The 12,882-nt window shown below is 43.3% G+C and carries 10 protein-coding genes and 1 pseudogene; 9 read left to right on the top strand and 2 right to left on the bottom strand.

Going from position 1 to position 12,882, the window contains the following annotated elements; genetic code table 11:
- Nucleotides 1–210 precede the first annotated feature (210 nt).
- Together NB463_RS21060 and NB463_RS21065 are read left to right on the top strand one after the other, a co-directional pair.
- Nucleotides 211–1,755, top strand: coding sequence for a YjjI family glycine radical enzyme (locus NB463_RS21060; protein ID WP_258431027.1), 1,545 nt, complete (start codon nt 211–213; stop codon nt 1,753–1,755).
- A 23-nt stretch (nt 1,756–1,778) separates the two neighbouring features.
- Complete coding sequence (locus NB463_RS21065) at nt 1,779–2,660, top strand: YjjW family glycine radical enzyme activase (RefSeq protein WP_258431028.1); 882 nt, start codon at nt 1,779–1,781, stop codon at nt 2,658–2,660.
- 24 nt (nt 2,661–2,684) lie between these two features.
- Here the strand turns inward: NB463_RS21065 and NB463_RS21070 are convergent, their stop codons facing one another.
- The gene (locus NB463_RS21070; RefSeq protein ID WP_047008735.1) at nt 2,685–3,623 is read right to left on the bottom strand and encodes a LysR family transcriptional regulator; all 939 of its coding nucleotides are present in this window, start codon (nt 3,621–3,623) and stop codon (nt 2,685–2,687) included.
- 415 nt (nt 3,624–4,038) lie between these two features.
- Here NB463_RS21070 and NB463_RS21075 point away from each other — a divergent pair, with 415 nt between their 5' ends.
- The gene (locus NB463_RS21075; RefSeq protein ID WP_085343871.1) at nt 4,039–4,809 is read left to right on the top strand and encodes a TerC family protein; all 771 of its coding nucleotides are present in this window, start codon (nt 4,039–4,041) and stop codon (nt 4,807–4,809) included.
- Between the two features lie 160 nt (nt 4,810–4,969).
- Nucleotides 4,970–5,572 carry a 2OG-Fe(II) oxygenase gene (locus NB463_RS21080; RefSeq protein ID WP_005394168.1) on the top strand — a complete coding sequence of 201 codons (603 nt, stop codon included), beginning with the start codon at nt 4,970–4,972 and terminating at the stop codon, nt 5,570–5,572.
- Nucleotides 5,573–5,633: 61 nt separating this feature from the next.
- On the opposite strand, the pseudogene NB463_RS21085 reads toward NB463_RS21080, so the two are convergent.
- Nucleotides 5,634–6,895, bottom strand: a pseudogene (locus tag NB463_RS21085) (HD domain-containing phosphohydrolase).
- 625 nt (nt 6,896–7,520) lie between these two features.
- Here NB463_RS21085 and NB463_RS21090 point away from each other — a divergent pair.
- The 5 genes from NB463_RS21090 (at nt 7,521) to NB463_RS21110 (ending at nt 12,876) form a co-directional block, all read left to right on the top strand.
- Nucleotides 7,521–8,714, top strand: a complete 1,194-nt coding sequence (locus NB463_RS21090; RefSeq protein ID WP_257897403.1) for an iron-containing alcohol dehydrogenase — start codon at nt 7,521–7,523, stop codon at nt 8,712–8,714.
- Nucleotides 8,715–8,875: 161 nt separating this feature from the next.
- On the top strand, nt 8,876–10,081 hold the full coding sequence (locus NB463_RS21095) for an aromatic amino acid transport family protein (RefSeq protein ID WP_258431029.1): 1,206 nt from the start codon (nt 8,876–8,878) through the stop codon (nt 10,079–10,081).
- 274 nt (nt 10,082–10,355) lie between these two features.
- A complete protein-coding gene (locus NB463_RS21100) occupies nt 10,356–11,480 on the top strand; it encodes an HD-GYP domain-containing protein (protein ID WP_104971656.1) in 1,125 nt (374 codons plus the stop codon).
- A gap of 87 nt (nt 11,481–11,567) precedes the next feature.
- Nucleotides 11,568–11,786 carry a hypothetical protein gene (locus tag NB463_RS21105; protein WP_005377723.1) on the top strand — a complete coding sequence of 73 codons (219 nt, stop codon included), beginning with the start codon at nt 11,568–11,570 and terminating at the stop codon, nt 11,784–11,786.
- A 325-nt stretch (nt 11,787–12,111) separates the two neighbouring features.
- Entirely contained in the window at nt 12,112–12,876 is a 765-nt protein-coding gene (locus NB463_RS21110) for an ABC transporter ATP-binding protein (protein WP_005394180.1), read from the top strand.
- Nucleotides 12,877–12,882 lie beyond the last annotated feature (6 nt).

The raw sequence follows: 12,882 nt of genomic DNA on the forward strand, positions 1-12,882 counted from the left end.
GCGCGTGTTCGGTGCATGGTTGGATTATTTCAATAGCGTAAGTTGCAATAACCTAATTTAGCGTTAGCTTATTTCCATTATGGAAATAGACGTTTTGTTTATTTTCATTAGTGGCAACAGGTAAGCCGGAGTAAAATCACGTTACTCTTTAGGGGTAGAATCCATGTTTTATCTTGTGGGTTTGTGGTTACTTTTTCAGGGACATCTCAGATGAAAAGCCTTTCTGAACTACAACAACGTTTTCTAGACATTGCGACTGATGTTCGTCTTTCTCCAAAACAAAAGTCGAACTTTTTGGCCTTGGAGGCGGAAGCATGTATTCCTTACATGTCGATTTCCCCATCGCTAAGACAAGCAATGGATGAAGGAATCATCTGTGATATGTTTGAAGGCCATGCACCTTTCAAACCACGCTATGTGCTGCCTGATTACGCTAAGTTCCTATCGCAAGGCTCTGAGTATCTAGAGTTGCTTCCAGCTGCCGATTTCGATGATGCGCTGAATATGCTCACCATCATTTACCATCATGTTCCATCGGTAACGAATATTCCGGTGTATTTAGGTCAGTTGGATCATGTCTTACTGCCTTACATAGGCGACCTGACAGAGAATCAAATTTACAAAAAGTTAAAACATTTTTGGATCATGTTGGATCGCACATTGCCAGATGCGTTTATGCACGTGAATGTCGGACCGACAGACAACATTATTTGTCGCACTATTTTAAAAGTGGACGCCGAGCTCAAGCAGATTGCGCCAAATCTTACTTTCATGTACGACGAGTCGGTCACGCCTGATGATTTACTTCGTCAAGCGACGCAGAATATTTGCGAGTGTAGTAAGCCTCATATTGCCAATTACCCTGTGCACTCGAAAGCCTACAGCGGTTCACGTTTTGGTATTGTAAGTTGCTACAATTCACTGCCACTGGCTGGTGGCTCAAACACGCTGGTGCGAATGAACCTAAAAGAAGTTGCAGAACGAGCATCGGATTGTAACGACTTCTTAAACAGTGTTTTGCCTTTATACCATCAATTAATGGTTGAGTTGATGGACGCTAGAAGTACGCACTTGCATGAAAAGTCCAATTTCTTTCAAGGATTTTTGACGCAAGAAGGGTTGATTGAAGAGTCCCGTTTCGCACCAATGTATGGCATTTATGGTATGGCAGAAGCGGTGAATCTTCTGTTCGAAAAAGAAGGCCAAACGGGGCAGTACGGAAAAGATGAACGTGCGAATGCCTTTGCTCATGATGTTTCAGCCACACTGGCGAAACTAGTGGAGTCAACCCCAGTGAAATATGGTTTGGATGGCAAAGCGCTCTTACATGCTCAAGGTGGTATTAGCTTAGATCTTGGCGTTACGCCAGGTGTGCGTCTTCCTTATGGCACGGAGCCAGACCCTGTCACTTATGTACAAGCAACAGCTGAGCATCACCAGTATTATCGTGCAGGTATCAGCGATATTTTGACGATTGATGAAACGGTGAAATCAAACCCAGAAGCGATGTTCAATTTGTGCAAAGGGGCGTTAAATGCTGGTTATCGTGAGTTTACCGCGAATGTGGCCTCAAATGATTTGATTCGCGTTACGGGATACATGGTCAAACTTTCTGATATCGCAAAATATGATGCAGAAGGTTCGAGAACCAATACGACGTTTCTGGGAGCAGAGGCGGCAAGAAATACTGGGATTTTAGAACGCTCACCACGTGTGGTGAGTCATGAAATGACACCGACCTACACGCAGGCGTAAAGGTCGGTTTAGGAAAGAACAAGATGTCTAGACGAAGTGGAAGCCTTTTGGCAAAAGTCACTCGTATCCTTCCTTTCTCTTGTGTTGATGGGCCAGGAAATCGTCTAGTCATCTTTCTACAGGGTTGTAACTATCAGTGTTTGAACTGTCATAACCCTCATACAATAAACCATTGTAATCACTGTGGTGATTGTGTGAGTGAGTGCCCGGCAGACGCACTGAAGTTCGACGAAAACAACAACGTTGTTTGGCTTAAAGAGGAGTGCACCCACTGCGATCATTGTATAGAGATATGTCAGAACCAATCTAATCCAAAAATTACTGACTACTCTGTGGTAACAATGCTCGATTTGATACGCAAGCATCGCTTTTTCATCAGTGGTGTTACAGTATCCGGTGGGGAATCTACCTTACAACTTCCTTTCATTATTGAGCTGTTTAAAGGGATGAAGCAAGATCCTGAGTTACAGCACCTTTCTTGTTTCATCGACAGCAATGGCTCTTTATCAGTGACAGGTTGGCAGCGTGTGCTTCCTTTTCTGGACGGTGCGATGATCGATTTGAAATCGTGGCAGACAGAGACGCACCAGTGGCTAACTGGGCGTGATAATCATCGTGTATTCAAAACGCTTCAGTACCTTGCAAAGCATGAAAAATTGTATGAAGTTCGGTTACTGCATATTCCAGGGAAAAGTGATTTAGATATAGAAATCGTAGCGATTGGGCGCTATTTGAGTACTTTACCTGAATCGGTGCTTATCCGTTTAAATGCATTTCAACATCACGGAGTCATGGGGGAGACGCTAACCTGGGATGCGTGCTCTCGCCATGATATCGAACGCTTAAAATCAGAACTTTTACGTTACGTGAGTAACCCCATCGCAGTGCCGACTGTACTCACGTAATGCAGTTTTGATTCGTTATCTTACTCACGCATCGCACGCGTCTAGCATGGCACAGGCATCGAGCAATTGTTTTTGTAGCCATTTTAAAGCCGGATCGTTCAAGCTCGCTTTGTTCCAAACGAGGCTGTAGGCTACCTGTCCATAATCGAATGGAAGGGATTGTTCAACCAAGCCTTTTGCTTGCATGGCCGCCCTTGCCCAAAGTTTGGAACAGGTGAACAAGTAATCTGAGTGCTGACACATCACCGCAGCTGAGCCAAAATCCGCTACACGCATAGCCATGTTTCGCTTCGAGTGCCTTTGTGTGAGGTTCTGCTCGAAATAAGGTTGTGAGAGATCTTTATCATGAATCCCAATGTGTCTTGCACAGAGGTAGCTTTCAACAGACAAAGGCTGTTTAGAGAGTGGATTTGATGGTCCCATTAAACAAACCATTTCGTCTTTCAGAATGGTTTGCCATACCAAGTCTTTGTTTTGCGTGGGCGGCTGACTAAGATCGTGTGGAAGCAGCAAAAAGTCCACTTGGCCTCTTACCAACGCATCGAAACTCATTTCCTCTTTTGCATGCACATTCAAATGTGCGTGATTACCGAGTTGCTGAGATAAATGTTGTAGAACTGGCGCAAAAAGCTCAAACGAACTTTCACGCATAGCTAATGAGAAACTGCCCTGATAGTAAGCTGGATTAAATGAGCCCTGATGTAATAATCCATTCATGCTAGAGAGTATGCCATGGATTGAGGGGCCAATGTGCAGCGCAAATGCTGTTGGTACCAAGCGAGTACCATCGCGATAGAAAAGATCATCTTTCAGCGTTTCACGTAATTGCCCAAGTGTTTTACTGACGCTCGAAGGTGTTACACACAGGCGCTCTGCGGCAAGCGTAACACTGTGAGTGGTTAACAACATATGCAATACAGTGAGATGTTTTAGGCTAATGCGTGAAAGAGCAATGTAGTCCATAAATAGCATGGTTTCTTATGATTTTTGGCAGTATATCAGGATGAAACAAATTTTTACTATTGTTTATCTCGTAAATGAGCATCTTTCGCTTTGAGCTCAATGTATTTAACGTGTTGCGTAAAAATAATTTGAGCTTTGTAAGATTAAAGAACTCTCTTGGATTTGTTAGGTCTTTGGCGTTTTCCTTTCTTCAATTTTAGAATTTCTATTTTATTTATCTTTCTAGTGCGAGGGCTGAATAGTTTGTGTACGAATGAAAAGCCGTCATTACCTATTAAAAATAGCCATTGTGTTGTTGATTGTTTGGTGATTTACTCAAGATCCTTAAGTAACAGAGGTATAAATAATTAATGGACGACCCCTTTAGTCGACAGAACCCTTCACCGTATGTCTTCCCATCACTGGAGGCGTACTCATGTTAGAACTTTTCATGCAACCAGAGGCTTGGGCGATTTTTGCCACTTTGTTTGCGCTTGAAGTTGTCTTAGGCGTTGATAACGTCGTTTTTATCTCCGTCCTATGTGAAAGATTGCCACAGCACCAACGTAAACTGGCAAGAAACCTTGGCATCGGCCTTGCTGTTATTGCTCGTATTGCATTGGTTTTTTCTATCTCTTGGATTATGCAGTTGACTCAACCACTGTTTTCCGTCGCAAACCAAGCGTTTACCGGAAGAGACGTGATCATGATCGCGGGTGGTGCATTCTTATTGGCAAAAAGCCTGAAAGAGTTGTGGAGCTGGTTAAATCACAATGAATCTGGCCACTCGACTCATGCTCGTACTGGATTAGCGGTAGTACTGCTGCAGATTGTTGCTGTGGATGCGGTATTCTCAATGGACTCGGTGATAACCGCCGTCGGTTTGACAAGTGATGTCCCGCTTATGGTCGCGGCGATTGTCTCGTCTGCAATCGTGATGGTAATGACTGCTGAAAAAATCAATAATCTGGTGACGCGCTATCCCGGCTTTAAAACGTTGGCATTGCTGTTCCTGGTTTTATTGGGTGGCTTATTGATGGCAGAAGGCTTCGCAATTCATATCAATAAAGGTTATGTGTACTTTGCGATGGCATTTGGTTTGATTCTGGAACTTTGTCATATCCAGCTAAAAAACAAACAGCGTCCTAGCATTAAGCGTCTTCGTCCGTTGCGAATTCGAGCAACGAGATTAGAAGCTCGTCAATAACAAACGACATTGCCGCTCACATGAGCGGCATTTTTGTATCTTGTATCGTCATTTTTAATTCTCGTTTTGCTTCATTGTCGTCTCGATAAAAAATCGCATTTGTTGTTGTGTCGCAGATTTTTTATATAGAGCGCCCAACTAACACGAGTGAACGAAAATAATGAATAAAATGATCGATGCGTTAGCAACCAATGGCTACTACATCTGGGATGATTTTCTTTCTGAACAAGAGGTGGCTCAACTGCGAGATTGCATTCCAAGCAATTGGAAAAAAGCACGTATTGGTCGTAACGATGATGTGACTCGTATTGAATCTATTCGAAGTGACAAGATTCAATGGTTATCGCCAAATATGGGGCATGCTGTTGCTTCTTACTTGGATAAAATGGAAGAGATCCGCCAAGAAGTGAACCGTCACTTGTTTCTTGGACTTTTTGAGTACGAAGCTCATTTTGCCAAGTACGAGAAAGGGGACTTCTACCAAAAACATTTAGATTGCTTCAAAGGTAACGAAAACCGTCGATTGACGACCGTTTTTTATATGAACGAATCCTGGACGGAAGAAGACGCGGGTGAATTAGTAGTATACGATTTGAATGACAATAAAATTGCAACCATTCCCCCACGCTCAGGGCGTTTGTTCGTATTCTTATCAGAGCAGTTCCCACATGAGGTGTTACCAACTAATGCCGAGCGTTTTAGTATCGCTGGTTGGTTCAGAATCAATGGTGTGCGAGATAATTTACTTGATATTGCTAGGTAGCTATTTATCTGCCTAGTTTTATCATCCTAAAAAAGGGGGCGTGTGTTCGCCCCTGTTTTGATTAAACGTCGGTTGAGAGTTCGTAACATTCTGTCATGTTTCGTTCTAATACCGCATAAACGTCAGAGCAAAGCTCCTCTTTGGCTATTTGCTCACCCATAATGTCGGCGATCTGTGTTTGAGTCATTCGTCCTCGATAAGGGCGATCTTGAGACAGGGCTTGGAAGACATCCGCGACAGCAATAATACGCGATGGTACATCGAGCTCGTCGCCTGTTTTGTGATAGGGATAGCCCGACCCGTCTAAACGTTCATGATGATTGGAAGCCCACTCCGCTATTTTCGCGTTAGGGAAGACCTTATGCAATGCGAGCTGAGTATCAATGGTATGGCGTTTAATGCGTGTGTACTCTTGTTTAGAGAGCCTTCTTTGTGAAGGATTTCATCTGGTGTTTTTAACTTTCCAATATCATGCACCAGCCCTGCAATATATAACATTTCTTGGTCGTGCTCGTTTAGCCCAAGCTTAATTGCTAGATAACGAGATAATTCCGCTACTTTTTGTGAATGTTGATAAGTGAACGGGCTCTTTGCATCGACAATTTGAGCGATAAACATTCCCAAACTGTTCATATCTTGGATGGTTAATTGCTTTTGAAGCCAATCAATGCTTTTAAAATTTAGGCCTATGGTTTCAATATTTTCCGACTCCATCGCGAACCAAAACGCGTCGGTCATGACGAGTTTAACCATTGCTTCGGCCATACTTGGATTAAACAAGGTTCCAACGTTTGCCATGATGCACTCAGCAATCAATTCTTCATGAAGCGTGACAATGTCACAGTGGCAGTTCATGACGTATTTTGAGCGCATAAAATCAAGGCGGTCTGATAAGTAGAGCAGGGCGGCCACCTCTTTTTCAAAAGGCGGTAAATCGAGCTCTTTTAGTTCGCTCCAATGTGTATGGTGGTAAAGAACTGGTGTCGCAAATTGGCGCAACAAACGACATTGCTTGAGGCTTCGGTACCCTCTTAAGCAGTGTGTTTTCACGTCTTGTGGCACCAGCTCTCCAAGTAACATTTTATGTTCTTGTGTTTCGGAGACTCCACAGTCGTGGATCATACCTGCGAAGTAACAAAACTCCGCTTTTTCTGGCTCCCAACCCATGACGCGAGCACATTGGTAAGCGATATAAGCGACACGATGGCTGTGGTGAGTATCGTCAACACCGACATAATCAAGTGCTCGAGCAACCCAGATAAGTGCTTGTTTTAGATCGACTTCAAAGCCCGTGTCCGTATGGGAATGGCAAGAATGATTCATGATTTATACCGACATTGCTAATTAGCCCACGCGAAACCCAAATCAGAAGGTGATAGGAAAATTGGGTACGACAGCGAATAGACCCCAAAAAGGTGGGCGTTTAGACGTAGTTTTAATTATGGGGCGGATAATAATCCTAGTTGCATAACAATATCACCTGAAGCTCATGATTAAGAGTCAGTTATTTGAACTAAGTATTAGTTTTGAAAGATTATTGTTGCTTTTATTGACTTATTTGAAAACGACAATAAATCATGATGTAACGCATTCTTATTTGTATTTTTATAAGTGATGTTCGGATTAGATTACTGATATACCGTACCGTTATGTGATTAAGTAGAATCCATATTTTTGAGTTTGTATGAATGATAAGGCACCTTCAATAACCACTTTATGATCGGCAAAGCCGAAGAGGGGTGAGTTATTAAGGTAACGCTAATGGAAAATCATAAAAAATAATTTTCTCTACAGCTCATGTGGTGTGGGGAGATCAAGATAACGGTATTGCTCCCTCAGCGGCATTTATGTGTTGATGAAATGACTTAATTAAAAAATGTGTGATTGCAAAGTAAGCATAGGTGATAAAAGTAGCTAGAATGATAGCTCTAAATGAAAAGGATTTCGTATGTTGAAGCATCGCTTATATCGGACTTACACCGCAGGGCTAAAAATAGCAGCTCTTATCCTTCCTATGCCGAGACCAACCTTGTTTTCCGGCCCTGGTTCGATGAATGAGCTATTAGAATCGATGACCGAACTGGGATTTAAGCGCGTCTTATTAGTTACCGACGAAGGGTTAGTCCAAGTCGGTATTGTCGATAAGGTGCTCAAGGCGGCAGCACAACTCGATTTACAGTTAGATGTTTTCTCGAAAGTGCAGCCCGATCCTACCTATGATCAGGTAGAAAGCGGTCTAGAGGCTTACCATCGTTTTCATTGTGAGGGCATATTAGCTTTGGGTGGTGGCTCGGCAATGGACTGCGCAAAGGTCATTGCTGCGAAAGTTACCAATAAACGGCCAATAAAAAAGTTAGCTGGACTATTGAAAGTATGGCGAATGCCAGCGCCTCTGTTTGCTATTCCAACGACCGCAGGAACAGGAAGTGAGGTCACCATCGCCGCGGTCGTATCAGATCCCTCCTCACACATTAAAACCCCTTTGATGGATCCAAAGTTGGTGCCACTAATGGCAGCTTTAGATGCGAACTTAATGATTGGTTTACCTCCTAAGATCACGGCTGATACTGGCGTTGATGCATTAACTCACGCTATTGAGGCGTATGTGTCGAGAAATGCTACTCAAGAAACTAGGGCTTACTCTGTTGCCGCCATTAAGTTAATTTTTAAGCATCTTCCTCGGGTCGTAGCGCAAGGGGATGATGTTGAAGCTCGACATAAAATGGCCATGGCATCCTACTATGCAGGTTTAGCATTTACGAAAGCGAGTTTGGGTTATGTTCATGCGTTTGCTCACACATTCGGTGCGAAATATGGAATACCTCATGGCATGGCAAACGGACTAGCCTTATTACCTGTGCTGCGCTTTTCATTATCAGAGATAGAGCCTCAACTAAGAAAACTCGATGCGTTGACGGCCGAAGGGCAGTCAGGTGAGGCGAGTGCTCAACACTTTTTGACGCACGTGGAGTCTTTGTTTGCAAGCATTGATATTAAGCAGAAAAGTGCACTCATTAAGCGCGAAGATGCTGATGCGCTTGTAGATTTAATTCTGAAAGAGGCGCACTGGAATTACCCTGTCCCTAAGTTCATGAGCAGGGAAGAATGTACTCAGCTATTGTTGGATATTAGTACTGTGTAAGTTTTGATTTACACTTGTGGTTTTTTATCCTTACACTTTGCTTGATCTTCTGCTGAAGATCCTACAATATCGACAGCATTACAAATATGGTGTTGGTTTCGGTACGCCGTTGCCCGATCTAATACCGATAATTCCTAATAAAGTGTAAAGATAAATATACAATGAGTCGTTCTAAAGTATTCGGTAGTACTCTAATTATCGCGGGAACTACAATAGGTGCTGGCATGCTAGCCCTTCCACTTGCCTCTGCCGGCATTGGTTTTTCAACTTCAATCATCATCATGCTCAGTTTATGGGCTCTGATGGCTTTCACTGCCTTACTCATGCTTGAGCTTCATCAGCATGCAGAAAGTAGTGCAACTCTTCATACTTTAGCGAAACAGATCCTGGGCCAAAAAGGCAAGTGGGTGGCAAGTTTTGCGATGTTGTTTCTGTTCTACTCATTGTGTGCAGCGTACATCGCTGGCGGTGGTGCTCAGTTCGGAGACCGCCTTGCACAATGGTTTGACCTTGATATTTCAGGGCCTACATCAACGATAATCTTTACCTTGATTGTGACTTTAGTTGTGACAGTTGGTACAGGTACGGTCGATAAAGTTAACCGCGTGTTGTTCGCGATGAAACTTGTTGCGATGGTTGCTGTGCTTTCTTTTCTTGCTCCAAACGTTACGGAATCTTACTTATTGAGTATGCCGATTGAGCAAGGTCTTATTGTAGCGGCGATTCCTGTTATCTTTACTTCGTTTGGTTTCCACGGAAGCATTCCGGCAATTGTGAATTACTTAGATGGCGATACTTCTTCTTTGCGCAAAGCCGTTATTATTGGCTCGACGATCCCGCTCGTGATTTACATCTTTTGGCAGATCGTGACATTGGGTGTGGTTAGCCAAAGTACGCTTATTGAAAACGGCGGGTTGAGCGCCCTTATTGGTCAACTATCGCAGACGGTGCACCAATCAAACTTAGGCAACATTGTCGGTGTATTTGCTGATTTGGCACTGTTAACGTCATTTCTTGGTGTGAGTTTGGGTCTATTCGAATTTTTGGGTGATACCATCAAAGGGAGCAACGATAAGCCTAATCGCTTGGTTGCGGCACTCGTGACGTTTACCCCACCGCTGGGCTTCGCACTTTTTTACCCTCAAAGCTTTATTATGGCTTTGGGCTATGCAGCGATTGCCTTAGCGATTTTAGCCATCTTTTTACCTCTGGTTATGGTGATCAAGGTTCGTAAATCGGATGATTTTACAGGAGAGTACCGAGTAGCTGGTGGCCAAGGCGCATTAGTGATAACGGGTATCGCTGGCACAGGTATCGTATTAGCTCAGCTGTTAATTACGCTGGGTGTGCTTCCTGCTCTGGGCTAGTTGTTTAGAACGTTCTCTGAATAACCTCTAGTTACTGAATCCATCGTAATCAATCAGTATTGTTAAGCCAACGAGTTTCGCTCGTTGGCTTTTTTAATCTGGATCAAATTACCGTAAGATATTCGGTGAAAGAATTGGTAGAAATGTGCTTTTATTTCGTACACTTAAGTTGTGGTATATCGATAATTTAAGTGGAGAAAACCGCTCAAAATACCATTGAATTTACAACACAAAGAGCTTCTCTTGTTTCTCTGCTTGGGTGTGGAGGTGAAGTATGGCGCACCGGAGTTTTTACCCGTTTGCAAAACCGCTTAATGAGCAACTGCAAACGCTAAAGGGCAGGATGCAGGCGCACTTGCCGTGTATTGATAGGGTGTCATTTGCTAAATATCACCCAGACCAAGATGTGCTCAAATCATTTGCAGAAAGTGAGTTCGACACTTGGTGTTTAGCCCACCATGAGTCAGCATTCCGTAAACTCCACCACCTCAATATTGCCTCCAAAAACGCGATTCCTCGGATCGTCGAAGACCTTCACGATATTAATCACTGTCCTCGGGTTCAAACCTTACTCAAACACGGATACCAGTCGTCGGTTGCGATTCCTTGTTACGACAATAAAGCATTTACAGGCTTTGTGTTTTTAAATTCCACTCAGCCCAATGCGTTTAGCTTAGAAGCGTTGAATAGTCTCAAACCTTATTTCGAAATGATTCAATTTGCGGTTGAATCAGAAGACCACGTCGTTAGCGCGATAGAAACGTTGGCGAACCGAATGCAATGTATGATGCCAGGCTACTCCCCTGAGTTTTACGCGCATACCAAACGAATGAAGTATTACAGCCAAGTCATCGCAACGCAGTTAGCGGATCGTTATCACCTGAATGATGAAATGGTCGAAGATATTGGTATTTTTGCTCAATTCCATGCGCTCAGTGATATTCAGCTGCCAGTTGAAATTGCTAGTCGCCGAACAAATTATACTCAAGAACAAGAGGCGATATTGATTCAACATATTGAGCGTTGCATCGACTCGGCCGATGACATAGTGGCTCGTATCGGAAATCCGGTTCACCCGAGTGTGACTTTGTTTTTGCAGATGGTTACTTATCAATACGAAAACTTAAATGGTACTGGTTATCCGTATGGTTTAACCAGTGGCGATATACCAATAGCCGCGCAAATTACGGCTGTCGCGAATGCCTTTGATTTTATGACGACGCACCATCCGTACAGACAAGCGTGGTCCATCCCATACGCATTGTTAGAACTTGAAAAATGGGTATATCAGGGGTGGTTATCTCGAGAATGTGTTAATGCTCTGCGAGAGCATCAAGGTTATATAAAGCAAATCATCCACAAATATCCGGAGCACTATACAGGCTTGGGGTTAATGTGAAGAGCAGTAACGAAGTTGAAATGTTGACGAGGAGGAATATTTAAACAATACTGTTTCTATATACAGTAGTAGGTTTGGAGGTGAAGTATGTTGTGGGAAACCCTTGAAAGAGTAAACCGCTTACGCCAACAAGCACTTGCAAATCCTGAGTTTGTTGAGTCAGCAAAAGAGCACGAACAAGCACTTCAGGAGCAAGAATACCATTATCAAACGAAGAAAAAGCGTTCAGCCAAAGACAAACAAGGTAAAAAGTCGCTGGCCGATATCTATAAAGAAGTAGAGTTTGGCGCTGACGCTCGTCATTAATTTATTCACTGCGGCATTTCTCATTTCTTCATGCGCCGCAGTATTCATTCAAATTTATGCGAGGGCAGTGGTAGACCGCTGCTCTCGTTGACCTGCCGACAATCCGCTAATGAAGTCATCCGCAACGAATAATCATTAACGCTTAGTAATTCTCTCAATGATCTTGTTGATGTAATGATAATGACAACGGTTTGCATTTGTATCTTTGTTGTTATATAAAACCTCCCTTATTAATCGTTCTGTTGAATAAGAACGGCAAACGTGATGAACGAATGAAAGCGGTTGATTAGCTTTCATTTGTGAATGGCTATTAGGTGAAGTAGGGATGTTGGAAGCTAAAGCACTCCAGTTTGAGATTGAAGGCAAGTCATTGCTAAAAGCGTTTGATGTGACATTTGAACCCGGAAAAACATACGCTCTTGTTGGGCACAATGGTTCAGGAAAATCTACATTGTTAAAGTTGCTGGCACAGCAACAGCCATACACCGCTGGTGACGTGGTTCTGCATGGAACGAGCATTAACGATCTCTCAGCGAAAAAATTCGCCCAACACATTGCCTACTTGCCTCAGCATCTTCCGGTGACCGACAGTATTTTAGGTCGCGATTTAGTCGGATTTGGTCGTTACCCATGGCATGGTTTACTTGGTCGTTTGAGCAAGAAAGATCATGACATTGTTGAAGAATCAATGGCGATGACAGGAACACTAAAATACGCAGATCGCTTAGTTGATACGCTATCTGGAGGGGAGCGCCAACGAGTGTGGCTAGCCATGCTATTAGCGCAAAAAACCGAGTATTTGCTTCTTGATGAGCCTTTGTCTGCGTTAGATATTAGCCATCAAGTCGATATGTTGAAGCTCATCTCTAAACTCAGTAAAGAGTTGGGTTTGGGCGTTATTATCGTATTGCACGACATCAACTTAGCAGCGCGCTTTTGCGATCATATCGTTGCATTACATCAAGGTGATTTGATTGCACAAGGCAATGTTGAACAGGTGTTTACTGAACCTAAGCTGAGGGACATATACGGGATAGAGATGAAGATCTCTGACCACCCTGCGGGTTATCCGGTGGCGATGCCAAGCTAGAGGTTG

Source organism: Vibrio sp. RM-41-2B (genome assembly GCF_024744415.1).
Classification (GTDB): Bacteria; Pseudomonadota; Gammaproteobacteria; order Enterobacterales; family Vibrionaceae; genus Vibrio; species Vibrio diabolicus.

What these genes read in the sequence shown, in the direction of transcription:
- NB463_RS21060 (WP_258431027.1), top strand. Translation starts at nt 211, where the DNA reads ATGAAAAGCCTTTCTGAACTACAACAACGTTTTCTAGACATTGCGACT.
- NB463_RS21065 (WP_258431028.1), top strand. Translation starts at nt 1,779, where the DNA reads ATGTCTAGACGAAGTGGAAGCCTTTTGGCAAAAGTCACTCGTATCCTT.
- NB463_RS21070 (WP_047008735.1), bottom strand. Translation starts at nt 3,623, where the DNA reads ATGGACTACATTGCTCTTTCACGCATTAGCCTAAAACATCTCACTGTA.
- NB463_RS21075 (WP_085343871.1), top strand. Translation starts at nt 4,039, where the DNA reads ATGTTAGAACTTTTCATGCAACCAGAGGCTTGGGCGATTTTTGCCACT.
- NB463_RS21080 (WP_005394168.1), top strand. Translation starts at nt 4,970, where the DNA reads ATGAATAAAATGATCGATGCGTTAGCAACCAATGGCTACTACATCTGG.
- NB463_RS21090 (WP_257897403.1), top strand. Translation starts at nt 7,521, where the DNA reads ATGTTGAAGCATCGCTTATATCGGACTTACACCGCAGGGCTAAAAATA.
- NB463_RS21095 (WP_258431029.1), top strand. Translation starts at nt 8,876, where the DNA reads ATGAGTCGTTCTAAAGTATTCGGTAGTACTCTAATTATCGCGGGAACT.
- NB463_RS21100 (WP_104971656.1), top strand. Translation starts at nt 10,356, where the DNA reads ATGGCGCACCGGAGTTTTTACCCGTTTGCAAAACCGCTTAATGAGCAA.
- NB463_RS21105 (WP_005377723.1), top strand. Translation starts at nt 11,568, where the DNA reads ATGTTGTGGGAAACCCTTGAAAGAGTAAACCGCTTACGCCAACAAGCA.
- NB463_RS21110 (WP_005394180.1), top strand. Translation starts at nt 12,112, where the DNA reads ATGTTGGAAGCTAAAGCACTCCAGTTTGAGATTGAAGGCAAGTCATTG.